Origin of the sequence: Roseovarius mucosus DSM 17069, from assembly GCF_000768555.3 — a bacterium.
Classification (GTDB): Bacteria; Pseudomonadota; Alphaproteobacteria; order Rhodobacterales; family Rhodobacteraceae; genus Roseovarius; species Roseovarius mucosus.
The window spans coordinates 753018-777585 of the sequence record NZ_KN293975.1; the positions used below are offsets into that span (position 1 = coordinate 753018).

Below are 24568 nucleotides of genomic sequence, written 5' to 3' on the forward strand. Positions count from 1 at the left end.
TTGATTGTCTGGCCTTAGATAGGCGTGGCGGCGCGGCGCTCAAGGGCGGTGGCGATCAACCCTTCGAAGTCTTGCGCGGTCTTGACCGCCGCTACCTCATTGGCGCTCACGCTCACGCCCCATTTAACCATCGCCTCATAGCGCGGCTGACGATGGGCGAGCGCGCGCGCATAGGTCCAGCGAATGAAACTGTCAGGATCAACTTCGCTCTCTTGGCATTTGTTTTCGCTTAGATATTCCGTCCATGCCGCGTCAAGAAACTCGGGCTGATAGGCCATCGGTTTGGGGGCGCGATCAAAACGGCGAATGAGTTCGGCGGTATGCGCCTCGGACCCTTCGATATGGATGAGCAGGCAATGCTCGGAAAGTTCGGTCAGGATCGGATCGGCGGGATCGTCCCCGTCCACCCATTCACAGATCGAACCGCCGGTGTCGCAGATGAAATGAGGATAGCCATAAAGGGCACCCGCTCGGCGGATGAAGTAGGCGGTATCCATAAGAGCGTGAATTTCCGCCTGCCGGAACTGTTCCTGCCGGATGCGATATTCGTCGATGGGCAGACCGCCCTTGGCCGGGTTCCCCGGCTTGCCCAGGTAGGTCGAAACCGGAGTGAGATTGTTAAAGGTGATGTTGGAGCCGATATAGATCGAGTCGCTGAGCAGGAGGTCGCGCAAAAAGGGCACCTGCATCGCATGTGCCTTGGCGTTGTCCGCGATGAGTTCGCCCATGTAGCGTGTGCCGATGCGGTAGTCGATGGAATAATGAAACCAGTCCCCGGCGTCGCGCAACATGTTCGACAGATGCGTCTTGCCAAGCCCGGACATGCCATAGAACAGCACCCGTTTGTTTGTGGCCTCGCGCCAGTCTTGTGCTGAAGTATAGATCATCACCGCTCCCTCTCGCGGGCTTGGTACAAAGCGCGTGGCGCGGGGTCAAATGCAATCATGCAAAAGCCCCGCCCGGATGAGGGGTGGGGCCTGAATTTGCTTGGTCAGATCGCTTAGAAGCGGAAGGCAACCTTGGTGCCGATGGCAATGGCATCGCTGCCAGAGAAGGCGGTCACGCTCGAATTGGCATCGCCGATGTCGAAATACTTGATACCCGCGGTGATTTCCCATGCTTCGGTTTCATATGTGGCCGCAAGCCCGTAGCTGAAATAGCCGTCCTTGCCAGAGAGGTTACCTACAACGTCGCCCTCGTCTTTTTCATAGCCAAGGATGAGCGCGCCGCTCCAGTTCTCGTTGAACCGCCGACCGAGACCCAGCTCATAGGTCCAGATGTCGCTCGGGCCGCTGGCGATGGGCACGTTGACCGGAACGCCGGTGGCCACCGAGAAAAAGTCACCCGGCTGCACAGCGAATTTCGACCATTCCCGCCATTTGACGGAGCCGAAGAGCAGCGTGTCCTTGGCAATGCCCGACTGGGCATGCAGGGTGAACGCCTGCGGAATTTCCACCTTGAAGCCTGCGCCGGTGTTGTCCTTGAAGTCGTGCTCGGTCTTGGATTCGTAGGTCAGGGCAACGCGCAGCGCGATGTCGGGGATTTCATAGGCGGCACCCAATAGATAGCCGACCTGAAAATCCTTGCTCACACCCAGTGTATAGGGATTGTTTGGGGCAGGAACCGCGCTGCCCAGTGTGGCAGGAGAGATCACGGTCAGGTTCCCCGAGAGGCCGATATAACGCAGACCACCATAGATGCTGAAACGCTCGGTGGCCTTGTATTTTGCAAGTGCCGTGAAGGCAATGGAACTGACCTCTGCATTCGAGCCGCCGAAGAAAGCGCCGCCCAAAGCCGCCGGGGGCGTACGGTAGTTGACCGAAGCGCCGACCGGCTCGTCGACGACGAAAGCGAGCGCAATCCGGTCATTCAGTTCGTGCTTGTAGCCGCCTGCAAAGGACTGATAGCGGTTCTGGATATTGCCTGTGGGCGCTGTTGGGATGCCCGGAAGCGCGGTCCCCGAAACAGAGGGATCGACGGTCGCGGCCGAAAACTCGAGATAGTTCTTACCCTTTTCGAACAGGATCATCGAGGGATCGCCCCGACGTTCGATTTCGCCGCCAAAGGCTGTTGATGCGGTGGCGGCGATCACTGTCGCCGCAAGCCAGGTTGTCTTCATGATGTCCCTCTCCTCCAGAGTTATTGACGTCACATTACCGTTACGCCGAATCTGGTCAATCTTTGACGCGGCGTCACGAATTGAGACGTGGCGGCGGGTGGCGTGGGGGACACACCTTATAAGGGAAAAAAGTGCGTATTCAGGCGCTTTTGCGCGTTTCGCGCCAAAGATTGAGATAATTCGCGCCAAAGATTACAAGCGCACCCAAGATCACAAATGCGTCAACAGGTTCCGCATACACCAAAACACCGATGATCGCGATCACGGGCAGGCGCAAAAAATCTACCGGCGTGACCAGGGTGGCGGGGGCGAGCGAGAGTGCCGTGGTCAAACAGAAATGCGCCACGAGTCCCGCGCAGCCGATCAGCACCAGCCATGGGGCAGAGGTGAGCGAGGGCAAAGCGATGTCGCCGTCATACCCGGCGCAGGCCAGACCGAGGCCGATTTGCAGGAGAGTCATCCAGAAGAGGATGCAGGTGAGGGTTTCGGTGCGGGTCAGGCGCTTGGTCATCAGGATCGAGCCGGCAAAGCCGATGGCCGCAGCCGCAGCCGCGATCGTGCCCATGTTGAGGGTCTCGGGGCTGGGGCGGGCGACGATGAGGATACCGGCAAAGCCGATGACGGCGGCGAGCGCGCGGGTGCCGGTCAGACGTTCGCCGAGGACAAGAGGCGAGAGGATCAGAACCCAGAGGGGTGCAGTGAATTCGAGGGCAAAGACCTGGGCCAGTGGAATGACGGTGATGGCGTAGAACCACAGGTTCTGGCCGGTGAAATGGCACAGATTGCGAATGATATGCGTGCGCGGGCTGCGCGTGGTGATGGTGCCAATCTGGCCGGTCAGGCGGGCGACGCCAAGCACGAGAACAAAGCCCACGATGCTGCGATACATCATGATTTCGAACGTATCGAGTTCAAAACTGACCGCGCGCCCCGCGACCGCCATGGAGGAGAAAGAAGCGACTGCGCCCAGCATCCAGAGCCCTGCGCGCAGGGCCTGTGGTGCGGGGGCTGGTGCCGCCAGACTCATTCCTCGGAAATCTCGAAGTGGCGGGGCATATCAGCGGTGAAGCGCCACCAGTCGCTGGCGCGTGTGCGGGTCTGATGCGCATCAAAGGCGCTGCGGTCTACAAACCGCTCGGACACGCTGAATTCTCCGGGGGCGGTTTCGGTCACGTCAAACGCGAGGCAACCCGGTTCGGCGCGACTGAGGCGGATATGCTCGGGCAGGGCGGCGCGCACGGTTTCGACCTCTTCGAGCGCGCAAGTGAGCGTGCCGGTGAGCCGGATCACTCCCACTCGATTGTTCCCGGAGGCTTCGAGGTGATGTCATAAGTCACACGGTTGATGCCCTTGACCTCGTTGATGATGCGCGTTGCGGTTTCGCCCAGAAAGTCGTGGGTGAAGGGGTAGTAATCCGCCGTCATCCCATCAACGCTCGTCACCGCGCGCAGCGCGCAGGCGAAATCATAGGTGCGCCCGTCGCCCATGACACCCACGGTGCGCACCGGCAGGATTGCGACAAAGGCCTGCCAGATTTCATCGTAAAGCCCGTGTTTGCGAATCTGGTCGATATAGACCGCATCGGCCTTGCGCAGGATCTCGAGCTTTTCGCGGGTGATCTCGCCGGGGCAGCGGATCGCCAAACCGGGGCCGGGGAAAGGATGACGGCCGATGAAGCTCTGGGGCAGGCCAAGCTCGCGGCCCAAGGCGCGGACCTCGTCCTTGAAAAGCTCGCGCAACGGCTCGACCAGTTTCAGGCCCATTTTCTCGGGCAGGCCGCCGACGTTGTGATGCGACTTGATGGTCACTGAGGGACCGCCGGAAAAACTGACGCTTTCGATCACATCGGGGTAAAGCGTGCCCTGGGCAAGAAACTCGGCCCCCTCGATTTGCCCGGCGTATTTCTGGAATACGTCAATGAACAGGCGGCCGATGGTTTTTCTCTTTATTTCCGGGTCACTTACGCCCTCAAGCTCACCCAGGAAAAGATCGGCCTCATCAGCGTGGATGAGGGGGATATTGTAATTGTCGCGGAACATGGCCACGACCTCTTCGGCCTCGCCCTGTCGCAGCAGACCGTGATCGACAAAGACGCAAGTCAGCTGATCGCCGATGGCCTCGTGGATCAGCACGGCGGCAACCGAGCTGTCCACCCCGCCCGAGAGGCCGCAGATCACCCGCTTGTCGCCCACCTGGGCGCGGATTTTGGCAATCGCCTCTTCGCGATAGGCGCCCATCGTCCAGTCGCCTTTAAAACCGGCCAGACGCACGAAATTCTCATACAGCCGCGCCCCGTTCGGGGTGTGGTGCACCTCTGGGTGAAACTGCACCGCGTAAAAGCGGCGGGCCTGATCGGCGGTGATCGCGAAGGGGGCGCCGGGCGAAGTGCCCAAAACCTCGAATCCGGGAGCGATTTCAGAGACATGATCGCCATGGCTCATCCAGACCTGCTCACGCGCGCCGGCGTCGAACCAGCCCTCGACAAAGCCGCTGGCAACCCCGGTGGGGGTCACATAGGCCCGCCCGAACTCGGCGGTGGCGTGCTCTCCGGCTTCCACCTTGCCGCCCAGATCCTGCATCATCACCTGTTGGCCATAGCAGATGCCCAGGATCGGTACGCCAAGATCATAGGCTGCGCGTGGCGGGCGCGGGCTGCCCTCGCGCATCACGCTGTCAGGGCCGCCGGAAAAGATGATCGCGCGCGGCGCCATTTCCCTCAAAAAGGCATCCGTCACCTTTTGATAAGGGTGTATTTCGCAATAGACATTCAGCTCGCGCAGGCGCCGCGCGATCAGCTGCGTCACCTGGCTGCCAAAGTCGATGATGAGGAGGCGGTCATGGGATATCTGGCTCATGTCCTGCCTAGTAATTGGCGTCCCGCGCCTGTGCAAGCGAAAGCAGCGCGCCTTACCAGCGATAGCTGAGGCCGGTTGCAATCTCGTGCTGGTGCATGCGGATTTTCACCGGTTGTGCCACACCCGTCAGCGCGGGGTTGGCCCCGGAGAAGCTGTTGGAAAATGCGTGGGTGTAGGAAAAGGTGAACGACCACCGCTCGTCGATCTTGTATGTGCCGCCCGCAGAGAGATGCCATTGCGGTGTTGCGGGTGCGATGGTGTTGATCACTACGTCGCCATCGTTCTTGATGAACTCGGTCGAATAGCTGACGCCGGTGCGCAGCGTAAGCTTGTCCGATGTCCGCCAGATGGCGGCGAGACGCCAGACATCAATATCCTGCCAGCCAAAGCCTACACCATTCGGCGCGCCAAGAGGGCCATTCGGAGGCGCGCTCGGGTTGGCGATGGATTTTACATTGCCATAAAAAATGCGCTGATACTCGCCCGTGATCGTCCATTGCGGCGCAGAAGCAGGGGTATAGGCCGCGCCAAGGGTCAACATGGCGGGCACGTCGAATTCGCCCTCGGCAAAAAGGCCCTTGTAGCGGCTGAACTTGGACATCTGGATTTCATTGCGGTAGGCCGCGCCGATGGTCCACTCGGGGCTGGCCTCGTAGAGAAGGCCAAGGTTCACGCCAAAGCCGGTGGACCAGTCATGACCGCGATTGGTCACATCGCCGGGGCTGACCGAGAGGCCCGAAAAAGCCTGCAAGCCCTGCGCCTTGAACCGTTGGACCGCAAGAATGGGGGCAATTCCGAAGGACAGGCGGTCATTCACCTTGCGGGCGTAGTTCAGGGTGATGAACGCCTGTTCGAGATTGACCCCAAGCGGTGCGGATCCGGCACCGAGACCGGCAAGAAAATTCGTGTCGTATTCCGTGTTCATGCCGCCATTGGCAAAGACGAAGGCACCAAGCGATGAGCGGTCATCGAGCTTCCAGTTGGCGCCGCCGCAGGGGATGAAGAAGACGTCATTCTGGCTCTTGTGAGTGCCGGGGGTCAGCGGGCCACCCGGCGCGATTTCCACGTCGCGGTTGGGTGAAAACGTGGTCAGGCAAAAGCCGGCCTGATTGCCCACCTTGACGCCCGTCGCCGGGTTCTGTGCCATGCCCAGAACGCCCGTGGGTACCGCGACACCTGCCCCGGCCATGCCCTTGGACTGGCCGCCATATCCGTTTGCGAAATAGCCGTTGGTGGCCGTGGCGGGGCTGGCGAGCGTTGCCACACTGATCAGGGCACACACCTTGGCCAAATGGCCGAAACCTATTTTCATCATACAATCCCTCGCGATGCAGTGCAGTTTAACCGCATCTGTCAGTTTGTCCCGCGCTTTTCCAGACCAGAAGTGTTGGTGCTGGAAAGATCAGGCTCAGGCTAAACCATTAGGGTTTGTGAATATATTCAGACATTCACTTTTCTGTGTGTCGAAATCAATCGCGTTCTGGGGGGAATTGATCTGCGACGCGTGTCGCTTTTTCCCCGCAATCGCCGGAATCTTCGCCTGAAGGCGGCGGGCAAACAGGTATGACCACAGTAGACCTGCCCTGAGGCGGGAGCCTTGGCTATTGCAATTGACCACACACGAAGGGTGCATCCATGTCAGAAGCAGCACTGAGCAGCAGACGGTCCCGGGGCGGCGGCGGGGCCGCGCGCCGCGCCGAACGCACCGCCGTCAGCATCGAGACCGCGCGCTATATCGAGCGCAACATTCCCAATTTCGAGGTCCTGACCGAAGAGGCGCTAGAGATAATCGAAGCCAATGCCGAAACGGTGCTGGCAGAGGTTGGCGTGAACTTTGTGCAGAACCCGGCGGCGCTGGAGCGTTGGCGCGCAGCGGGTGCCGATGTGCAGGGCGAGCGCGTGCGTATTCCGCGCGGTCTGGCGCGGCAACTCTGCGCGACCGCCCCGTCGCGGATCATCCAGCATGCGCGCAACCCCGAGCGCACGGTGGAAATCGGTGGCAAGTCGCTGGTTCTGGCACCGGTCTATGGTCCACCCTTCGTGCGCGACATGGAAGGCGGCCGCCGCTATGCCACGATGGAGGATTTTCGCAAGTTCGTGAAGCTGGGCTATATGTCGAAATGGTTGCACCATTCTGGCGGCACGGTGTGTGAGCCCACCGATATTCCGGTGAATAAACGCCATCTTGATATGCTGCTGGCGCATATGACCCTGTCGGATAAGCCCTTTATGGGATCGGTGACAGAGCCTAGCCGCGCGCAAGACAGCGTCGATATGTGCAACATCCTCTTTGGAGAGGAGTTCGTGCAGAACAACACTGTCATGACGTCGCTCATCAACGTGAACTCGCCGATGACGTTTGACGATGTCATGATGGGGTCGCTGGAAATCTATGCTGCCAACAATCAGGCCTGCATCCTGTCGCCCTTTATCGTGGGCGGGGCCATGGCACCGGTTTCGGTGGCGGGCACTCTGACGCAGGTTCTGGCCGAGGTTCTGGCGGGCATTGCCTATAGCCAGCTTGTGCGCCCCGGCGCGCCGATGATCTTTGGCGCTTTTGTGACCTCGATCGACATGAATTCGGGTGCGCCGACATTCGGCACGCCGGAGGCCGCACATATCACCTATGGTGCGGGTCAATTGGCGCGGCGTCTGGGGCTGCCGTTCCGGTCCTCAGGGTCGTTCAACGGCTCGAAACTGCCGGATGCGCAAGCCGCCTATGAGACGGCCAACAGCCTCAACGTGGGCCTGTTGTCGGGCGTCAACTTCATGCTGCATTCCTGCGGTTGGCTGGAGGGGGGGCTGGTGTCCTCGTTCGAGAAATTCGTGATGGATGCCGATCAGTTGGGCACGCTTCACCATCTGGCGCGCGGCGTGCAGGTTGATGAAGAGGCACAGGCGATGGATGCCATCCGCGAGGTCGGACCGGGCGGGCATTATCTCGGCTGCGCGCATACGCAGGCGAATTTCAAATCCGCCTTCTGGCGGTCTGACTTGCTGGATTACAAGCCGTTCGAGACCTGGGCGGATGAGGGCGAGCGCGACACGATGGTTCTGGCCAATGCGCGGGTTCACAAGCTCTTGGCGGATTATCAGCAGCCGCCGCTTGATCCCGCGATTGCCGAAGCGCTTGCGGCCTATGTCGCCAAGCGCAAGGCCGAAATGCCGGATGCCTTTAGCTAAAAGACCCAAGACTTGATGTGAAAAAGAGCGCGCCGCACCTGTTTGCGGCGCGCTTTTTTGTCAGGTCCCGATCAGGGACGGGGCGATTGCCACATCCCGAGCCTCGCCCATCATTGCGATCAGCACCTCAACGTGGCGCGCGGGAGAATAGGCCGAATTGGCAAGGCGGCGTTCCTCATCCAGAGCGGCTTCGGTCTCCAGCAGGCGGATCAGCGCCGTGGCGCTCTGAGGGAGGGGGCCATCGCGGAGCAAGCGCCGCAAATGCACCTCGCGGCGATAGTCTTGCAGGCCGATGCGCGCGGCGCGGATCAGCAGCGGGGGGCGGCGCAGCGCCCGGAGGGTTCCGAGAATATCATGCATGAGAGGCTCCTGTGATCGTGCATATACTTCGTCGCACAGGTTGGATGGCTGTTGCGTTTTGGGGCGCTGCGGCGCGCGCAGGGCTTTGGATTTGTTTACGATTTGTCAATGAAGGTTGCATTTCTGGAAACAATTAACGAACCGGTAATCTTTGCACTCTTAAGTTGTGGATAACTCTGTGGGTAAGTTGCCAGGTTGCGATCTGGTGCCGGATGGCCGAAAGTTTGGGGGACGGGCGATGCACGAGGGGCATGCATTCAAGACCATTTTGCATGACGTGCCATCCTGGGTACCCGAAGCGGCACTGCATTATCTGGCCCATACCGAATCTGGCACGCCGATCCGGGCCTTGGCGCGGCACGCGGGGCGGCATGCTTCGACCGTGATGCGCCAGATCCGCGCCTATGAGACCCGCCGCGATGATCTCTTGGTGGACGAGGCGCTGCGGCGGCTTGGCCAGAGGGTCAACCATGACAAGATGCCCGGTTCTCCTGCCAAGGAGGCTCCGATGACATCCCAGACCATCCCGCGACACGATCAAACGCTTGAACTGACTGAACTCCGGTTGAAGTCAGAGGCGCGGCGCGTTCTGCGCCGCCTGTGCGAGGCGGGGGCTCTGTTGGCTGTCTCTGCTGATATGGACAAGGCCGTGGTGGTGCGTGACACCGGCATCGGTCAAACCCTGCGCACGGCGGTGGTCGAGCGCCAAGTGGCAGAGGCAATGGCGCTCAAAGGCTGGGTGGCCTGTGACTCGCCGGGGCGCATCGCGCGCTACCATATCACCGCAACGGGCCGCAACGCGCTGAGCCTGATGCTGGCAGAGGCGGAAAATCAGGCAAGCGGGTTCGGGGACGGGCCGGTGATGGTGCCAGGGCGCGCTGTGTCGCGCCCCGCCTCGGGGGCAAGTGGGCGGCGCGCGCGTTATGGAATGGTCGACTCGCCGCTCGTGGCGCTGGCCCGGCGCCGCGACAAGGACGGTAGCCGGTTCTTGACGTCGGACCTTGTGCGCGCGGGTGAACGGCTGAGAGAGGATTTCGAACTGGCCCAGATGGCGCCGCGGGTCACGCAGAACTGGGATCATTTCCTAAGCCATGTCGACGACCAAGCCAGCCCCTCCGTCTCTCGGGGATATGATGCCGAGGCGGCCCGCCTGCGCGTTCTGGAGGCGCTGCGTGAGTTGGGGCCGGGGTTGGGGGATGTGGTGCTGCGCTGCTGCTGCTACATGGAAGGGCTGGAGCGCGCCGAGAAGAAAATGGGGTGGTCGGCGCGGTCAGGCAAGATCGTGTTACGCATCGCGCTGCAACGGCTCAAGCGACATTACGAGAAGCTGGGAGAGGCGGGCGGCTTGATCGGCTGACGGCGGATGGGCGCGCGGGCTGCAAACCTGTCATGCGATAATTCAGGGTTGTTCTTGGGGTGGTTAGCCATAAGCTGGGGATATGAACATCACTCTGAGACAGATTGGCTATTTCAAGGCGCTCGCCGAACAACGCAATTTCGGGCGTGCGGCAGAGGTGGTCAATATTTCGCAGCCGGCGCTATCTGTTCAGATCAAGGAGTTGGAAACAACGCTCGGTCAAAAACTGGTGGAACGCCGCGCGCGCGATGTCGTGTTGACCCCGTTTGGCCGTCTGATTCTGGCCCATGCGCAGCGGGTTCTGGACGAGATGCAGGCGCTGACCGAGGCAGCGCGGTGGCAGGGTGGGTTGGCAGGGCGGCTTTCCTTGGGAATCATTCCGACCATCGCGCCCTATATCCTGCCCGGCGTGCTTGAGGCGCTGCGCAGTCGCGACATTTCGCTCGATGTGCAGGTGCGTGAGGCCAAGACCGACCAGTTGATCGCGGATATTCAGAGCGGGCAGCTTGACGCCGCGATTCTGGCGCGGCCAGTCGGGGCCGAGGGGCTGCGCGAGCGGTTGCTCTTTGAGGATCGGTTCTTGCTGGCGGGAACGGCGGTGCGGCTGGCCGTGCTCGGGCAAGGGGCCGAGGCGCTGCGCCCCACTTCGCTGGTCCATAGCCCGCTTTTGTTGCTGGAAGAGGGGCACTGTCTGACCGATCAGGCGCTGGAGGTCTGCGGCCGGGGCCGGGGCCATGCGCAGATCGACATGGGTGCCTCATCCCTTGGCACGTTGTCGCGGCTGGTGGCGGCGGGATTTGGCCTGACGCTCATGCCCGAGATTGCGGCGGCAACCGAAGTGCGGGCCGCACCGGGTATAAATCTGCGCCGCTTCGACCCGCCAGAGCCCGCCCGCCAGATCGTGCTGGTGCGTCGTCAGAGCACGCAAGACGAGGTCTGGTTCGAGAAACTGGCCGAGGTTCTGGAAACGGTTGGGGCCGCGCTCATTGCTCTTGCACGCGCGGAGGTGCCCGACGCCGCCGTTGCAACGCGGCCTGCACCGCAAACGGCGCAGGCCGACATTTACAGGGACACTCACTAAGCGCGATGGACACTCTTTACCCATGACGCAGACGTCGGGATGTAACGCTGCGTGACTGGCACTCTCCATCGCTATGACTTATACTAGCCAAGCCTTACCAAATCATTCGCGGGGAAAAATTCGTGCGCGATCTCAAACTTCCGGACCAACGTCATCCAGAAAAGGCGCATCGCCCCGATAACGCCCAGCCGCGCAAGCCGGACTGGATCAGGGTCAAGGCGCCGACCAGCAAAGCCTATTTCGAAACGCATCGGATCATGCGCGAGCACAAGCTGGTGACGGTTTGTGAGGAGGCGGGCTGTCCCAATGCGGGCGAATGTTGGAGCCAGGGGCATGCCACCATGATGATCATGGGCGAGATTTGCACACGCGGCTGCACCTTTTGTAATGTGGCGACCGGTAAGCCGCAAACTCTCGATGCGTTCGAGCCGGGGCGCGTCGCCGATGCCGTGTGCAAATTGGGCCTGAAGCACGTGGTCGTGACCAGCGTCGACCGCGACGACCTTGCCGATGGCGGGGCCGAGCATTTTGCCCAGACCATCCGCGCGATCCGGCACCGTGCACCCGGGACGACGATCGAGATTCTGACGCCCGATTTCCTGCATTGTGATGAAGGCGCGCTGGAAACCGTCGTGGCGGCCAAACCCGATGTGTTCAATCATAATCTCGAAACTGTGCCGGGTCTCTATCCGACGGTGCGTCCCGGTGCGCGGTATTTCCATTCCCTGCGTCTCTTGCAGCGGGTCAAGGAAATGGACCCGACGATGTTTACCAAATCGGGGATCATGGTGGGCCTTGGCGAGGATCGGCAGGCTGTGCATCAGGTGATGGACGACATGCGCGCTGCAGGGATAGATTTCCTGACCATCGGCCAGTATTTGCAGCCAACGCCCAAGCATCATGCGGTCGACCGTTTCGTGCATCCGGACGAGTTTGCCGCCTATGAAAAGGCAGCCTATGGCAAGGGGTTCCTGATGGTTTCGGCGTCACCGCTCACGCGGTCCAGCTATCATGCCGGGGATGATTTTGCCCGGTTGCAGGCAGCGCGGAACGCGAAATTCGCCTGAGCGCGATTTGCGGACGGTTCCATCAAAAAGAAAACCGGCCTGAGGGGCCGGTTTTTCGTCTGAGCAGTGTCAGAACGTCGTGTCTAACGGCCCCAGGTGCGGACCGGGCCACAATCCATATGCACGAAGTTGCTACCGGAGTAGCGCCCGACGCCGCCGCCGCCACAGGCCACGCCCGCGCGGTAAATCTGGCTGACTGAGCGGCTGCCAAGGCGCAGATCGGCAGCCTCGCCAACCATATGCCGTGAATTACGGGCAACGCCGCTGGATCGGCTGCGCAACATGGCGTTGGTCTGCGGACTGCGATAGCCACTCAAAAGGGTGTAAGGCTCGGATGCGTCAAGAAGATTGTGACTGGCTGCCATGATGTCGATCGTGCGAATATCGATGTCACGCACCTGATTTGTGCGCCAGTCGCGCATGAATAGCGAAATCTCGCGTACCGCTTCCTTGAGGTAGTCGCCCTCAATCCAGTAGATCGTATCAAGCCGCTCACCGGTTCGTGGCGAAACCAGACGGATGCGGCGGATATCGCCCGCGCCACGTAGAAACCCGGCCGCATTGGAAAAAGTGGGGGCCGCTGCCACGGCTGTTGCCGCGAACGCCAGCAGTACGCCACGCCGCGAGATGCCAGTTGAACTGATTTCTGTCATTGTTTCAAACGCCTGTCCCGTAGCCTACCTGTTGTTGCTGTCCCGCAACATTGTCGATCATCCCCAAGATGTGCGGAATTTATGGCACAGCGGGAATCAATGACCAAGCCCTGATTTTCCGTGTCGTTCAATATTCAAGTCCTTTCGGCGGGATTTCGCGCATAATTTCCCCAATGTGGCCGGAATGCGCGGTCGCCGCTGTATTTTCGCCGCAGTCACGCGCTTGTCGTCGAATGTGACAGGGAATCCTTAGGAAAAAATTGAGAAGGACAAGATATCCTGCATATAATTTTCTGAACGCGATCCCGCGACCTAGAGGTAGAAGAATGACTTTGGCGCTTGGCCATCCCTGCATCCGTAAAATTTTCCGCATTGTTCCGGTTGTGTTGACGGTAGTCAGCGTGTTGTATGCATGGACTGTGCCAGCTGCGGCGCAAGAGGCGGCGTTTCGGCAGGCCGTGGCAGAGGCGGCGGCCCAGGATCGTGATCTGGCGGCCTTCTATCAGGAACAGACGTATCGCCCGGTCTGGACCGGTGAGGGTGCAGAGCACCTTGCGCGGCGTCAGGCCTTGGTTCAGGTCTTGGCGCGGGCAGGGGTGCATGGTCTGCCCACGCAGCGCTATGATCTCGATGGAGTAATGACGGCGATGCGTGCTGCGCGGTCGCAGCGCGATCTTGGACAGGTCGAGGTGGCGCTGAGCCGCGCCTATTTGCGTTATGCGCGGGATTTGCAATCGGGGGTTCTGGTGCCCTCAGAGGTCGTCAGTGACATCAAGCGTGAGGTTGCGCGGCGCGAGGCGGGGGCGCTTTTGACTGAGATCCTGTCCGGCGACCCTGCTCGCACGATGCGCAATCTTGCGCCTCAGAGCAATGAGTATGCCCGACTGCTCAAACAAAAACTGCGTCTGGAAAAACTGATCGCCGATGGCGGCTGGGGTCCCACGGTGACGGCGGAAAAACTGCGCCCCGGTGACGGTGGCCCGGCAGTCATTGCCTTGCGCAACCGTTTGATTGCAATGGGTTATCTCGCGCGCAGTGCGGCGCAGACCTATGACATGCGGCTGCAACAGGCCGTCCAGGCATTCCAGGCCGATCACGGGCTTGAGCAGGATGGCGTTGCGGGAACGACGACGCTCGGTGCGCTCAACACGCCCGCTCTAGATCGGCTGAAATCGGTCATCGTCGCGATGGAGCGGGAACGCTGGCTGAGCGAAGAGCGGGGGGAGCGGCATATCCTTGTCAATCTCACGGATTTCAGCGCGCGGATCCTTGACAATGACGAGGTCACATTCGCCACCCGCGCCGTGATCGGCAAGAATGACCAGAACCGTCGCAGCCCCGAATTCTCGGACGAGATGGAGCATATGGTCATCAACCCGACCTGGCATGTGCCCTATTCCATCGCGGTCAATGAATACCTGCCGCAGATGCAGCGCAATCCGGGGGCGGCGTCGCATCTCAAGCTCTACAATCGCAACGGCCGCGAGGTGAGCCGGGGGGCAGTCAATTTCGGCGCGTATAATGCACGGAATTTCCCCTTTGCGATCAAGCAACCGCCATCAGAGCGCAATGCGCTTGGGCTGGTGAAATTCATGTTCCCCAACAAGTACAACATCTATCTGCACGACACCCCGCAAAAGGCCCTGTTCGATTTGGAAAAGCGCGATTTCAGCCATGGCTGTATCCGCCTGCATCAGCCGTTCGATTTTGCCTATGCGCTCTTGGCGCGGCAGGAAAGCGATCCCAAGGCATTCTTTCAATCCGTGCTGGACACAAGGCGCGAAACCTATGTGCAGCTCGAACAGCATGTGCCGGTGCATATCATTTATCGGACGGCCTTTACCCAGGCACAGGGGCGCCCGCAGTATCGTGGCGATGTCTATGGGCGTGATGCGCGGATATGGGAGGCGTTGGAAAAGGCAGGGGTGTCATTGGACGCGCCGCGGGGCTGAAGTCTTAGTTGTTCGTCGGTTCATGGCCCGCGCCGAGAGGTGCGGGCCTTTTGCCATGCGCCCGCCTGTGGTAGCGCAAGGTTTCAGATGCGGCACACTGCGCGGCTATCTAGAAAAGATTGTCTGGGCGCGGGACCGTTCTTAAATAAACTGTTACAAAATCGACGCAGAAGATCAGCATCCGCCCGGTTCTCGGGCGTCAGAATGAAAGACCTTGCCATGAGCAGCATTCAGGACCGTGTGATCGCCATTATCGCCGAACAGGCTGTGCTCGAACCAGCGGATGTCACCCTCGACAGCACCCCCGAGGATCTGGGGATCGACAGCCTTGGGCTGGTCGAGAGCATCTTTGCCATCGAAGAGGCGTTTGACATCTCCGTGCCCTTCAATGCCAACAATCCGTCAGAGAGCGATTTCGACATTTCCTCGGTGCGCTCGATCATTGCTGGCATCGAGCGGCTGGTGGCGGCGCAAACGTGAAACGCGTGGTCATTACCGGCGCGGGCACGATCAACGCGCTTGGCGCCGATGTGCCCAGCACCCTTGAGGCGATGCGCGAAGGGCGATGCGGCATTTCCGATCTGGAGTTTCAGGATGTCGAGCGTCTGTCGATTCGCATCGGTGGACAGGTCAAGAATTACGACCCCGAAGCGCAGTTCAACCGTCAGCAACTGGCGCTCTATGACCGCTTTACCCAGTTCACCTTGATCGCAGCGCGTCAGGCGATAGCGCAGGCGGGATTAGAGTTTACGGGTGAATTGGCGGCGCGGGCAGGGGTGATCCTTGGCAATTCAGGCGGGGGCATGACCACGCTCGACGAAAATTACCGCTCTGTCTACGAAGAGGGCAAGAACCGGGTGCACCCCTTTGTCGTGCCCAAGTTGATGAACAACGCCGCGGCCTCGCATTTGTCGATGGAGTTCAACCTCAAGGGGCCGACCTTTACCGTGTCCACTGCCTGTGCCTCGTCCAATCACGCGATGGCGCAGGCGTTTCAGATGGTGCATGGCGGGATTACGCCGGTGATGGTCACGGGCGGATCGGAGTCAATGCTGTGCTTTGGCGGCGTCAAGGCGTGGGAAGGGTTGCGCGTCATGAGCCGCGATGCCTGCCGCCCGTTTTCCGCAAATCGCAACGGTATGGTTCAGGGCGAGGGGGCGGCGATCTTCGTCTTTGAAGAGTTGGAGCACGCCAAGAAACGCGGAGCCGAGATTTTGGCCGAGGTCGCGGGCTTTGCGATGACATCGGACGCGTCGGATATTGTGATGCCATCGAAACAGGGGGCGGCCAGGGCCATAACCGGTGCTCTCAACGATGCGAGGGTCAACCGCGAGGACGTGGGGTATATCAACGCCCATGGCACTGGCACAGCGGCCAATGACAAGACGGAAAGTGCTGCCGTTGCGGATGTGTTTGGCCATCATGCCGATCGGCTTATGATTTCGTCTACCAAATCCATGCATGCGCATCTGATTGGTGGCACGGGGGCGGTCGAGCTATTGGCCTGTATCATGGCGCTGCGTGACGGGATCATTGCGCCGACCATTGGCTATGAGGAACCGGACCCGGAATGCGCGCTCGACGTGGTGCCTAACGTGGCGCGTGAGGCGCGGGTGAACGTGGCGTTGAGCAATGCCTTTGCCTTTGGTGGTCTCAATGCGGTGCTCGCGCTCAAGCGCTTTGGCTGAGATGTGGTACGCAAAACGCCGCCCAATGGGGCGGCGTTCATGTTTGGCATATCGTGCGTTTATTGCTGAAGAACCGAGGCTTCTTCGAAGGCTGCGGTAAAGCCCTTGAGCGATGCGTCGATCTTGACTCTTTGATCGGGGGCTTGGGCAGGGACGATTTCAATCGTCACCTTCACACCGCGCTTCATGTTGTTGACGTCCTCTTGCGTCAGACCAATGCGCGCGAAACAGCCCGCCATGGTGCAGAACGAATAGGCATAGCTCTTGGCATTGCCACCATCGACCGCCAGCTTGATCTCTTCGGTCAAAAGTGTGCCGAGCGGGGCGGCAATCGTGGCCCCGGCAATGACCGGTCCACCTTCAGGCAGGCGATAAATGCTGAATTCTGCCACCGGGTTGCCGGCGCTCTCGGTCAGAAGTTGGTACATCTGGCATAGGTCTTCCTGGCCTTCCACGCCGGTGCGAAAGCACTTGATCTGCCAATCGTCATGGGTGGACTTGATGTAGGCTGGATCCTCTTGCACAGGGCGCCCAATGTCGAGGCCGACGGCGGGGGTCCCGGTTTCCGGCTGCGCTGTTTCTGCCGGGGCTTCGGGGGCCGGTTGTGTTGCCTCCTGCGCGCTCAGGGCACCGCCCATTGCGAGGAACGCCATGATCGAAAAGCTGGTCAATAGTTTAGGCATCATTTCCCCATATCGGTCTATGTTTCTGGCGCGCTTTAGCATGGTGTGCCGGGAGAGTCAGGATCAAAACCGCATCTACGCCGACTTGCCAGCAGCTTTACGCCATCTTGTAATATGCCGTGATTGTGCGATCAGCACAAAAGGGTCAACACAAAAAGAAAGAGGCCTTGCGGCCTCTTCCTGCGTTTCTCCCCGTCGGACTGGCCGACTTAGTTATTGAACCGGACGCTAGGCCAGAAGCGCGCATGCGTCAACAGGGAAGGTCGCAAAAATGCGAAAAAAGGCCGCACCCAAGAGGCGCGGCCAGTCTGACAATGAGGAAGTCACCCGCAACCAGAGGACAATCGGTTTCGGGCATGGATTCAGACTGGCATGAAAGGGTTAATTAAGTATGGTCGGCCCGTAACCTTTTCTGGACAGGGGGTGTAGGGGTGCAGACTTCGATTTTTGTGGGTGGCGGTGGCGTGGAGTATGCTGAGCCTCAGGAACTCTTGCTGAAATACGGCAATCGTCATGGTCTTGTCGCTGGGGCCACGGGCACCGGCAAGACGGTTACACTGCAAGTTCTGGCCGAGGGGTTTTCGGACGCCGGCGTGCCGGTCATCCTGTCGGATATCAAGGGCGACGTATCGGGCATGGCGGTGGCGGGTAGCCCCGACCACAAACTGCATGCACCTTTCATGGAACGCGCGCAGAAAATCGGCTTTGACGGGTTTCGCTACGATACCTTCCCGGTAATCTTCTGGGATCTCTTCGGCGAGCAAGGGCATCCGGTGCGCACCACGCTGTCCGAAATGGGGCCACTGTTGTTGTCGCGGCTGATGGGCCTGTCGGACGCGCAAGAAGGCGTGCTCAACATCGCGTTTCGCGTGGCCGATGAAGAGGGGCTGCCACTGCTCGATCTCAAGGACCTGCAAGCGCTGCTGACATGGGTGGGCCAGAACAGCGCGGATCTGTCCTTGCGCTATGGCAATGTCGGGACATCTTCGGTCGGGGCCATTCAACGTGCGCTTCTGGTGCTGGAAAATCAGGGGGGCGCGCATTTCTTTGGCGAGCCTGCCCTGGCGCTTGAGGATTTGATGCGTGTGACGCCCGAGGGGCGCGGTTATGTCAACATCCTCGCTGCGGACCGGTTGATCAACTCGCCCCGTCTCTATGCGACGTTCCTGCTCTGGCTCTTGAGCGAGCTGTTCGAGACCTTGCCCGAGGTGGGTGATGTCGAGAAACCCAAGCTCGTGTTCTTCTTTGACGAGGCGCATCTCTTGTTCGACGATGCGCCCAAGGCTCTTGTGGACAAGGTCGAGCAGGTGGCGCGGCTGATCCGCTCCAAGGGGGTTGGCGTTTATTTCATCACTCAGAACCCCGATGACGTGCCCGAGGATATTCTGGGTCAGCTTGGCAACCGGTTTCAGCACGCGCTGCGCGCCTTTACCGCGCGGGACCAAAAGGCGCTCAGCCGCGCTGCCGAGACCTATCGACCCAATCCGCGCTTTGATACGGTCGAGGCGATCCGCGATGTGGGCGTGGGCGAGGCCGTAACCTCGATGTTGCAGAACAAGGGTGTGCCGGGCGTGGTGGAACGCACGCTCATTCGTCCGCCTGCGACACAGCTTGGCCCTTGCGATGCCGCCACACGGCGCGCGGTGATTGCGGGGTCGCCCGTGGCGGGCAAATACGAGGTGGCGATTGATCGCCAGTCCGCCCATGAAATCCTTGCCGCCCGCGCCGAGGCTGCGGCCAAAGAGGCAGAAGAGGCTGAGGCCAAGATTGCTGCAGCCGCCGCAGCCGAAGAGGCGGAGGCAGAGCGCGCCCGTGAATTCAAGGCGGCGCGGCGGTATAGTGCAGGGACGTCTTCGGGCCAGAGCCGCCGCGTGCGCGAACCCGAAAGTCTCGGGGGGGCGCTTGCCTCGGCGGTGATGAAGGAGTTGACCGGCACCACGGGGCGCCGAATCGTGCGCGGTATATTGGGCGGGCTCTTCAAAGGGCGCTGAGGCGCGCCCGCTCAGGGTCTGGCTGCGCGTTGCAGCATGCCGAAGAGGTCGCGGGGATCGTCCGGATCAGCCAGAAGGTCGAGGTCCAGGAAAAGCTCGGTTCCCGCGATATGGTCGCGCACATAGCGCAAGGCCGAGAAATCCTCGATCGCAAAGCCCACGCTGTCGAAGAGCGTGATTTGATCGTTGCTGGTCCGGCCCTTCGCGGTGCCGTTGATCACCTGCCACATCTCGGTAACGGGGTGATCCGGGGCAAGCTGCTGAATTTCCCCCTCGATCCGGGTCTGTTCGGGATATTCGACGAAGATGCTCGCGCGGTGCAGCACACCGGGGGCCAGTTCCGTCTTGCCCGGACAGTCGCCACCGATGGCGTTGATATGCACGCCTGCGCCAACCATGTTGTCGGTCAGAATGGTGGCATATTGCTTGTCCGCCGTGCAGGTGGTGATGATCTGGGCGCCTTCCATGCTCTCTTCTGGGGTGGTGCAGGGGATCACCTCCAGCCCAAGCCCTTGCAGATTGCGGGCGGCCTTGGCGGTGGCGGCTGGATCGATGTCATAGAGGCGCACGGATTTGAGGCCGCAGATTGCCTTCATCGCCAGCGTCTGAAACTCGGACTGCGCGCCATTGCCGATCATCGCCATGGTATCCGCGCCTTTGGGGGCCAGATATTTGGCAACCATCGCCGAGGTGGCTGCCGTGCGCAGGGCCGTCAGCACAGTCATTTCCGAGAGCAGCACCGGATAGCCGTTGCCCACATTGGCCAAGAGGCCAAAGGCGGTGACGGTCTGCAGCCCCTCACGGGTATTCTTGGGATGGCCGTTCACATATTTGAAACCATAGACCTCGCCATCCGAAGTGGGCATGAGTTCGATCACGCCTTCCTTGGAATGGCTGGCGATGCGGGGGGTCTTGTCGAACAGTTCCCACCGGCGGAAATCGGCCTCGATATAGTCGGCCAGCCCGCGCAACATCGGCTCTATCCCGATGTGATGCACCAGCTTCATCATGTCGTCGACAGAGACAAAAGGCACCAACGCCTTGTGAGAGGGGGCAAGCGTCATGATTGAGTCCTCAGCTATAGGCTTGGGTCGGGCGGTCAAAGACACGGCGGCCAAGGGCCGACGCCGCGAGATCGACCATCACCTGTGCGGTGCGTCCGCGTTCGTCCAGAAACGGGTTGAGTTCCACGAGATCGAGCGAGGTCATGAGCCCGCTGTCGCAGATCATCTCCATCGTCAGATGCGCCTCGCGGATTGTCACGCCGCCTGGCACCGTGGTGCCCACGGCGGGGGCAAAGATTGGGTCTATGAAATCGACATCAAGGCTGACATGCAGCGCGCCCCCCGCCGCAGCAACACGGTCGAGAAAGGCCCCGAGAGGGCGGGAAATCCCCTCTTCGTCGATCACCCGCATGTCGTGATAGCGGATGCGGCTGGCCTGAAGCGCCTCGCGTTCCGCCCGGTCCACAGAGCGCAGGCCAAGGATACAGATATTCTCTTCGGGCACCGGATGGGCCACCGGGGGAAAGCCATGAAAACCAGCACGACCCGTGACATAGCCAAGCGGCGTGCCGTGCAGATTGCCCGAGGCCGTGGTCTGCGGCGTGTGAAAATCGCTATGGGCATCGAGCCAGAGCACGAATTGAGGGCGCCCCATGGCGGCGGCATGACGGGCCACACCCGCGACAGAGCCGAGCGACAGGCTGTGATCGCCCCCCAGAAAGATCGGCAGCCCCTCTTGCATGGCCGTTTCCGCGGCCTGCATCAAGGAGGCCGTCCAGCCCGCCGTTTCCGCGGGTGCATGAACATGCGCGGGCAGGGCGGGATCGGCGGCGACCGAAGCAGGGCAGAGATTGCCAAGATCGCGCAAGCTGTGCCCGAGATCACCAAGCGCCTCGGCCAGCGCGGCCGTGCGATAGGCATCGGGCCCCATCAGGCAGCCGCGCCGGTCCTTGCCGCTATCCACCGGGGCACCGATCAGAAGAATGGTTTGTGGGGTCATCGGATGCTCTCACTTTACGCTTCAGAAGCAGGATGCCGCCGAATTGGGTTGATTTGAAGCGGCTATTTTGCGCAAATGGGGCAGTAATTGCGCAAATTGGATTAAGGATTTTGCGAAATGGATGATGCCGATCAGAGGTTGATTTCCATGCTGCGGCATGACGCGCGCGCCTCTCTGTCAGATCTGGCGATCGGGCTTGGCATGTCGCGTACCACAGTGCGTGCGCGGATCGAGCGGCTGCGTGCCAGCGGGGCGATTGTTGGCTTTACCGTCGTGCTGCGCGGCGACGCGGCCCGTGATCCGGTGCGGGGCCTCATGATGCTGGGGATCGAAGGGCGCGGTACCGACCGGATCTTGCGTCAGCTCAACGGGTTGAGTGCCGTGCGCGCGACGCACACCACCAATGGCCGGTGGGATGTGATCGTCGAGATTGGCACCGAGACGCTAGAGGAACTCGACAAAGTTCTGGCGCAAATCCGGCGGTTCGAAGGGATAGCCCAGTCCGAGACAAGTCTGCTTCTCAATACCTGGAAGTCGGGGGCTTGAAGCAGCTTCAACGCGCGCGCAAGGCCATCTGCCAGAGTGCGGCCAACCCCAGCGACATGAGCATGTTCCAACTGGCCATTGACAGGCCAAGCATTTCCCAAGGCACCTGATCGCAGCGGACCAAGGGGGCCGCCATGATCTGTTCAAAGAGCGCATCGGCGCTGATCCCGTCCGTGCCGGAGGACGAACAACTGGTCGGACCTTGCCACCAGCCACGCTCGACCCCGGTGTGATAACCACCAAGAGCCGCAGTGGTCAGGGCCGCCAAGAGACCTGCAAGGCTGAACAGGCGGGGCAGGGCAATGAGGGCTACAGCGCCGAAACCGATTGCGAGCACATGCGGCCATCGTTGCCAGATGCAGAGCTTGCACGGGGCCATGCCGCCCAAGTGCTGAAACCCAAGCGCCCCCAGCATAAGGGCTGCGGACCCGCCTGCGGCGAGGAGAATTAGGTGCTTCTGGCTTAGTTTCATCAAAGGAACCTCGTCGCGTAAAAGCCGCCAAAGAGCAGGACCACAAAGGCGATGGTCACGAGGCCAAGACGGCGCTCAATGAAATCGCGCACCGGGGCCCCGAACTTCCACAGAAGGGCCGCGACCAGAAAGAAGCGGATGCCGCGTGCGAGAATTGAGCTAGCGATGAATACACCAAGCGGCATCGCGGTCCAGCCGGACATAATGGTGATGACCTTGTAGGGAAAGGGCGTGATGCCGGCGGTCAGCACAGCCCAGAACCCGAAATCGTTGAACCGCCCGCTGAATTCGGCCATCGCGTCGCCCTTGCCGAGGGCTGCGAGGATCGGCTGGCCGATCTCCTGAAAGGCAAAGGCACCGATGGCATAGCCCAAGAGCCCTCCCAGAACCGAGGAGACGAGGGCAACGACCGCGATCAACCATGCGCGCGACGGGCGGGCGAGGATCATCGGGATCATCAGCACATCGGGCGGGATTGGAAAGATAGAGCTTTCGATAAAAGACACCGCCGCCAAGGCCCAAAGCGCATGGCGGTGATCGGCCATGCGGATCGTCCAGTCATAAAGCGCGCGGATCATCGGTGTCTCTCGGGTTGCCTGACGCGAGACACCACGCCAATTGGCCGGGGTCAAGGCCCGAGAGATTTCTTGTGCAATTTCCACCAAGAGAGTCCTTTTCGCCACTGGACGCCGGTCGTATGCTTGGCTAGAGAAAGAACAGTGCCCAAGTGGCGGAACGGTAGACGCAGCGGATTCAAAATCCGCCGCCTTTACGGGTGTGTGGGTTCGAATCCCACCTTGGGCACCATTCGCTTTCCCTGACCAGTATCTGAAAATATTGCCTGTCCGGTGTCCTGGCTCAGGGAGCGAAGGCGAAGGTGTCGGGTCGGGCGTGGTCCCAGTATTTCGCAAAGGCCGGATGAGTGACATGACCGCTGAGCAATTCGCCCGGTTGCAGCCAGAGATATTGGCTGGCGGCGGAGCGCACTTCGCGGCTGTTGACGCGGATCATCAGGTGATGCGGGGTGAATTCCTGTGGGCGCTGGAGACCAGAGGATTCCACCGCTTCCTTTAGCGCAAAGAGTGTGTTGCGGTGATAATTGGCGACGCGCAGATGCTTTTCCGTAACGACGATCGCACGGTAACGCCCGGGATCCTGCGAGGTGACGCCCGTGGGGCATTTGCCGGAATGACAAACCTGCGCCTGAATGCAACCTACCGCGAACATGAATCCGCGCGCGATGTTACAGCCATCGGCGCCAAGGGCGAACATGCGGCACATGTCAAAGGCGCTGATGATTTTGCCCGAGGCGATCAGCCGGATGCGGTCGCGCAGTCCCACACCGACGAGGCTGTTGTGCACCAGCATCAGCCCCTCGCGGATGGGGGCCCCCTTGTGATCGGCGAATTCTACCGGGGCTGCGCCCGTGCCGCCTTCGGCCCCGTCAATGGTGATGAAATCTGGCGTAATTCCGGTTTCATGAAAGGCCTTGACCATGGCGAACACTTCCCAGGGATGGCCCACGCAGAGCTTGAGTCCCACAGGCTTTCCGCCTGAGAGTTGGCGCAGGCGGGCTATGAACCGACAGAGCCCCTCGGGCGAGGAAAATTCGGAGTGGGCGGCGGGGCTGATGCAGTCCTGACCTACGCGGACGCCGCGCGCCTCTGCAATCGCCTCTGTCACTTTGGCCCCCGGCAGGATGCCACCGTGTCCGGGCTTGGCCCCTTGGCTCAGCTTGATCTCGATCATCTTGACCTGATCGTTGGCGGCATTTGTGGCAAACATCTCGGGGTCAAATGCGCCATTGGCCGTGCGGCATCCGAAATAACCCGAACCAATCTGCCAGATCAGATCGCCGCCATGTTTGCGATGAAACCGAGAGATGGAGCCTTCGCCGGTGGTATGCGCAAAGCCACCCAGTTTCGCGCCCCAGTTCAGCGCCTCGATCGCCGTGGGCGAGAGCGCGCCATAAGACATGCCCGAGATGTTGAGCGCAGAGCTGTCGTAGGGTTGGGCGCAGTCCGGGCCGCCGATAAGGTGACGAAAGGAAATGTCGCCAAGATGGCTTGGTGACATGGAATGATTGATCCACTCGTGGCCCACGGCATTGACATTGCGCAAGGTACCAAAGGGGCGTAGGCCCTCAATCCCCTTGGAGCGGCGATAGACCAGCGCGCGCTGCTCGCGGGAGAATGGGGTCTCGTCGTGGTCGCTTTCTAGGAAATATTGCCGGATTTCGGGGCGGAAATGCTCGAAGAGAAAGCGCAGCCGTGCTGAGAGCGGGTAGTTTTTGAGCACGGCGCGTTTGGTCTGGAACAGATCGTAAAGACCGATAAACGCGGCCACGCCTGCAAGCCCCGCTAGCAATCCGCCCCAAAAAGGCAACCAGACAGCCAGCAGCCCGCCAACAGGCACGAGCAAAATGCTAAGCAACAGTGGAATATAACGCATGCGATCCTCCCTTTTGCCCGACCGCTGCACGAATTGTTCCAAGCGCCGAGGCCTTAGGTCAGTCTTTTATGCACGAATTCTTAGCAATCTGCGAAAGGGTTTTGGT

The 24568-nt window shown here is 60.6% G+C and carries 23 protein-coding genes and 1 tRNA gene; 10 read left to right on the forward strand and 14 right to left on the reverse strand.

The window, feature by feature from the left end; translation table 11 throughout:
* Positions 1-14 precede the first annotated feature (14 nt).
* The 6 genes from ROSMUC_RS03815 to ROSMUC_RS03840 all read right to left on the reverse strand — a co-directional run bounded on the left by ROSMUC_RS03815 (position 15) and on the right by ROSMUC_RS03840 (position 6286).
* On the reverse strand, positions 15-887 hold the full coding sequence (locus ROSMUC_RS03815) for a hypothetical protein (RefSeq protein WP_037269674.1): 873 nt from the start codon (positions 885-887) through the stop codon (positions 15-17).
* A 113-nt stretch (positions 888-1000) separates the two neighbouring features.
* On the reverse strand, positions 1001-2119 hold the full coding sequence (locus ROSMUC_RS03820) for an OmpP1/FadL family transporter (protein WP_037269676.1): 1119 nt from the start codon (positions 2117-2119) through the stop codon (positions 1001-1003).
* A gap of 139 nt (positions 2120-2258) precedes the next feature.
* Complete coding sequence (locus ROSMUC_RS03825) at positions 2259-3146, reverse strand: DMT family transporter (protein ID WP_052115237.1); 888 nt, start codon at positions 3144-3146, stop codon at positions 2259-2261.
* The gene (locus tag ROSMUC_RS03830; protein ID WP_037269934.1) at positions 3143-3409 is read right to left on the reverse strand and encodes a putative quinol monooxygenase; all 267 of its coding nucleotides are present in this window, start codon (positions 3407-3409) and stop codon (positions 3143-3145) included. Before ROSMUC_RS03830 ends, ROSMUC_RS03825 begins: the two co-directional genes overlap by 4 nt.
* Positions 3406-4974 (reverse strand): glutamine-hydrolyzing GMP synthase, encoded by a 1569-nt coding sequence (guaA, locus tag ROSMUC_RS03835; RefSeq protein WP_037269678.1) that lies wholly within the window; start codon positions 4972-4974, stop codon positions 3406-3408. Before guaA ends, ROSMUC_RS03830 begins: the two co-directional genes overlap by 4 nt.
* Positions 4975-5026: 52 nt before the next feature.
* On the reverse strand, positions 5027-6286 hold the full coding sequence (locus tag ROSMUC_RS03840; RefSeq protein WP_037269680.1) for an OmpP1/FadL family transporter: 1260 nt from the start codon (positions 6284-6286) through the stop codon (positions 5027-5029).
* Positions 6287-6609: 323 nt separating this feature from the next.
* Between ROSMUC_RS03840 and ROSMUC_RS03845 the strand changes: the two genes are divergently transcribed.
* The gene (locus ROSMUC_RS03845) at positions 6610-8157 is read left to right on the forward strand and encodes a trimethylamine methyltransferase family protein (protein ID WP_037269681.1); all 1548 of its coding nucleotides are present in this window, start codon (positions 6610-6612) and stop codon (positions 8155-8157) included.
* 60 nt (positions 8158-8217) lie between these two features.
* On the opposite strand, the gene ROSMUC_RS03850 is transcribed toward ROSMUC_RS03845, so the two are convergent.
* Positions 8218-8517, reverse strand: coding sequence for a DUF6477 family protein (locus ROSMUC_RS03850; protein ID WP_037269682.1), 300 nt, complete (start codon positions 8515-8517; stop codon positions 8218-8220).
* A gap of 238 nt (positions 8518-8755) precedes the next feature.
* Between ROSMUC_RS03850 and ROSMUC_RS03855 the strand changes: the two genes are divergently transcribed.
* The 3 genes from ROSMUC_RS03855 to lipA all read left to right on the forward strand — a co-directional run bounded on the left by ROSMUC_RS03855 (position 8756) and on the right by lipA (position 12022).
* A complete protein-coding gene (locus ROSMUC_RS03855; protein ID WP_052115238.1) occupies positions 8756-9874 on the forward strand; it encodes a DUF6456 domain-containing protein in 1119 nt (372 codons plus the stop codon).
* 82 nt (positions 9875-9956) lie between these two features.
* The gene (locus ROSMUC_RS03860) at positions 9957-10955 is read left to right on the forward strand and encodes a hydrogen peroxide-inducible genes activator (RefSeq protein WP_037269683.1); all 999 of its coding nucleotides are present in this window, start codon (positions 9957-9959) and stop codon (positions 10953-10955) included.
* Between the two features lie 122 nt (positions 10956-11077).
* Positions 11078-12022 (forward strand): lipoyl synthase, encoded by a 945-nt coding sequence (gene lipA / locus ROSMUC_RS03865; protein WP_037269684.1) that lies wholly within the window; start codon positions 11078-11080, stop codon positions 12020-12022.
* A gap of 83 nt (positions 12023-12105) precedes the next feature.
* Here lipA and mepK read toward each other — a convergent pair whose 3' ends face one another.
* Entirely contained in the window at positions 12106-12675 is a 570-nt protein-coding gene (gene mepK / locus ROSMUC_RS03870) for a peptidoglycan L,D-endopeptidase MepK (protein WP_037269685.1), read from the reverse strand.
* 326 nt (positions 12676-13001) lie between these two features.
* Here mepK and ROSMUC_RS03875 point away from each other — a divergent pair, with 326 nt between their 5' ends.
* The 3 genes from ROSMUC_RS03875 (at position 13002) to ROSMUC_RS03885 (ending at position 16315) form a co-directional block, all read left to right on the forward strand.
* The gene (locus tag ROSMUC_RS03875; RefSeq protein WP_102105843.1) at positions 13002-14627 is read left to right on the forward strand and encodes a L,D-transpeptidase family protein; all 1626 of its coding nucleotides are present in this window, start codon (positions 13002-13004) and stop codon (positions 14625-14627) included.
* Between the two features lie 219 nt (positions 14628-14846).
* Positions 14847-15107, forward strand: coding sequence for an acyl carrier protein (locus ROSMUC_RS03880; RefSeq protein ID WP_037269940.1), 261 nt, complete (start codon positions 14847-14849; stop codon positions 15105-15107).
* The gene (locus ROSMUC_RS03885; RefSeq protein ID WP_037269686.1) at positions 15104-16315 is read left to right on the forward strand and encodes a beta-ketoacyl-[acyl-carrier-protein] synthase family protein; all 1212 of its coding nucleotides are present in this window, start codon (positions 15104-15106) and stop codon (positions 16313-16315) included. Before ROSMUC_RS03880 ends, ROSMUC_RS03885 begins: the two co-directional genes overlap by 4 nt.
* A gap of 59 nt (positions 16316-16374) precedes the next feature.
* Here the strand turns inward: ROSMUC_RS03885 and ROSMUC_RS03890 are convergent, their stop codons facing one another.
* On the reverse strand, positions 16375-16998 hold the full coding sequence (locus tag ROSMUC_RS03890) for an invasion associated locus B family protein (RefSeq protein ID WP_037269942.1): 624 nt from the start codon (positions 16996-16998) through the stop codon (positions 16375-16377).
* A 431-nt stretch (positions 16999-17429) separates the two neighbouring features.
* Between ROSMUC_RS03890 and ROSMUC_RS03895 the strand changes: the two genes are divergently transcribed.
* Positions 17430-18989, forward strand: coding sequence for a helicase HerA-like domain-containing protein (locus ROSMUC_RS03895; protein ID WP_037269687.1), 1560 nt, complete (start codon positions 17430-17432; stop codon positions 18987-18989).
* An 11-nt stretch (positions 18990-19000) separates the two neighbouring features.
* On the opposite strand, the gene ROSMUC_RS03900 is transcribed toward ROSMUC_RS03895, so the two are convergent.
* Both ROSMUC_RS03900 and rocF read right to left on the reverse strand, forming a co-directional pair.
* Positions 19001-20053 (reverse strand): ornithine cyclodeaminase, encoded by a 1053-nt coding sequence (locus ROSMUC_RS03900; RefSeq protein WP_037269688.1) that lies wholly within the window; start codon positions 20051-20053, stop codon positions 19001-19003.
* A 10-nt stretch (positions 20054-20063) separates the two neighbouring features.
* The gene (rocF, locus tag ROSMUC_RS03905; protein ID WP_037269689.1) at positions 20064-20993 is read right to left on the reverse strand and encodes an arginase; all 930 of its coding nucleotides are present in this window, start codon (positions 20991-20993) and stop codon (positions 20064-20066) included.
* A gap of 117 nt (positions 20994-21110) precedes the next feature.
* Here rocF and ROSMUC_RS03910 point away from each other — a divergent pair, with 117 nt between their 5' ends.
* A complete protein-coding gene (locus tag ROSMUC_RS03910; protein WP_037269691.1) occupies positions 21111-21539 on the forward strand; it encodes an Lrp/AsnC family transcriptional regulator in 429 nt (142 codons plus the stop codon).
* Positions 21540-21546: 7 nt separating this feature from the next.
* Here the strand turns inward: ROSMUC_RS03910 and ROSMUC_RS03915 are convergent, their stop codons facing one another.
* The gene (locus tag ROSMUC_RS03915; RefSeq protein ID WP_037269693.1) at positions 21547-22011 is read right to left on the reverse strand and encodes a disulfide bond formation protein B; all 465 of its coding nucleotides are present in this window, start codon (positions 22009-22011) and stop codon (positions 21547-21549) included.
* Positions 22011-22589, reverse strand: coding sequence for a YqaA family protein (locus ROSMUC_RS03920; RefSeq protein WP_037269695.1), 579 nt, complete (start codon positions 22587-22589; stop codon positions 22011-22013). The genes ROSMUC_RS03915 and ROSMUC_RS03920 overlap by 1 nt, the downstream gene beginning before the upstream one ends.
* A gap of 143 nt (positions 22590-22732) precedes the next feature.
* On the opposite strand from ROSMUC_RS03920, the gene ROSMUC_RS03925 reads away from it, so the two are divergent.
* Positions 22733-22818 (forward strand) — tRNA-Leu (locus ROSMUC_RS03925).
* Positions 22819-22869: 51 nt separating this feature from the next.
* Here ROSMUC_RS03925 and ROSMUC_RS03930 read toward each other — a convergent pair.
* Positions 22870-24462, reverse strand: coding sequence for an FMN-binding glutamate synthase family protein (locus ROSMUC_RS03930; protein ID WP_037269944.1), 1593 nt, complete (start codon positions 24460-24462; stop codon positions 22870-22872).
* Between the last annotated feature and the right edge of the window lie 106 nt (positions 24463-24568).

Excerpts from the sequence above, each read along its gene's own strand:
- mepK (WP_037269685.1), bottom strand. The coding sequence starts at position 12,675 with ATGACAGAAATCAGTTCAACTGGCATCTCGCGGCGTGGCGTACTGCTG.
- ROSMUC_RS03840 (WP_037269680.1), bottom strand. The coding sequence starts at position 6,286 with ATGAAAATAGGTTTCGGCCATTTGGCCAAGGTGTGTGCCCTGATCAGT.
- ROSMUC_RS03820 (WP_037269676.1), bottom strand. The coding sequence starts at position 2,119 with ATGAAGACAACCTGGCTTGCGGCGACAGTGATCGCCGCCACCGCATCA.
- ROSMUC_RS03920 (WP_037269695.1), bottom strand. The coding sequence starts at position 22,589 with ATGATCCGCGCGCTTTATGACTGGACGATCCGCATGGCCGATCACCGC.
- ROSMUC_RS03845 (WP_037269681.1), top strand. The coding sequence starts at position 6,610 with ATGTCAGAAGCAGCACTGAGCAGCAGACGGTCCCGGGGCGGCGGCGGG.
- ROSMUC_RS03880 (WP_037269940.1), top strand. The coding sequence starts at position 14,847 with ATGAGCAGCATTCAGGACCGTGTGATCGCCATTATCGCCGAACAGGCT.
- ROSMUC_RS03930 (WP_037269944.1), bottom strand. The coding sequence starts at position 24,462 with ATGCGTTATATTCCACTGTTGCTTAGCATTTTGCTCGTGCCTGTTGGC.
- ROSMUC_RS03850 (WP_037269682.1), bottom strand. The coding sequence starts at position 8,517 with ATGCATGATATTCTCGGAACCCTCCGGGCGCTGCGCCGCCCCCCGCTG.
- ROSMUC_RS03875 (WP_102105843.1), top strand. The coding sequence starts at position 13,002 with ATGACTTTGGCGCTTGGCCATCCCTGCATCCGTAAAATTTTCCGCATT.
- ROSMUC_RS03860 (WP_037269683.1), top strand. The coding sequence starts at position 9,957 with ATGAACATCACTCTGAGACAGATTGGCTATTTCAAGGCGCTCGCCGAA.
- guaA (WP_037269678.1), bottom strand. The coding sequence starts at position 4,974 with ATGAGCCAGATATCCCATGACCGCCTCCTCATCATCGACTTTGGCAGC.
- ROSMUC_RS03815 (WP_037269674.1), bottom strand. The coding sequence starts at position 887 with ATGATCTATACTTCAGCACAAGACTGGCGCGAGGCCACAAACAAACGG.
- ROSMUC_RS03890 (WP_037269942.1), bottom strand. The coding sequence starts at position 16,998 with ATGCCTAAACTATTGACCAGCTTTTCGATCATGGCGTTCCTCGCAATG.
- ROSMUC_RS03855 (WP_052115238.1), top strand. The coding sequence starts at position 8,756 with ATGCACGAGGGGCATGCATTCAAGACCATTTTGCATGACGTGCCATCC.
- rocF (WP_037269689.1), bottom strand. The coding sequence starts at position 20,993 with ATGACCCCACAAACCATTCTTCTGATCGGTGCCCCGGTGGATAGCGGC.
- ROSMUC_RS03825 (WP_052115237.1), bottom strand. The coding sequence starts at position 3,146 with ATGAGTCTGGCGGCACCAGCCCCCGCACCACAGGCCCTGCGCGCAGGG.
- ROSMUC_RS03900 (WP_037269688.1), bottom strand. The coding sequence starts at position 20,053 with ATGACGCTTGCCCCCTCTCACAAGGCGTTGGTGCCTTTTGTCTCTGTC.
- ROSMUC_RS03915 (WP_037269693.1), bottom strand. The coding sequence starts at position 22,011 with ATGAAACTAAGCCAGAAGCACCTAATTCTCCTCGCCGCAGGCGGGTCC.
- ROSMUC_RS03910 (WP_037269691.1), top strand. The coding sequence starts at position 21,111 with ATGGATGATGCCGATCAGAGGTTGATTTCCATGCTGCGGCATGACGCG.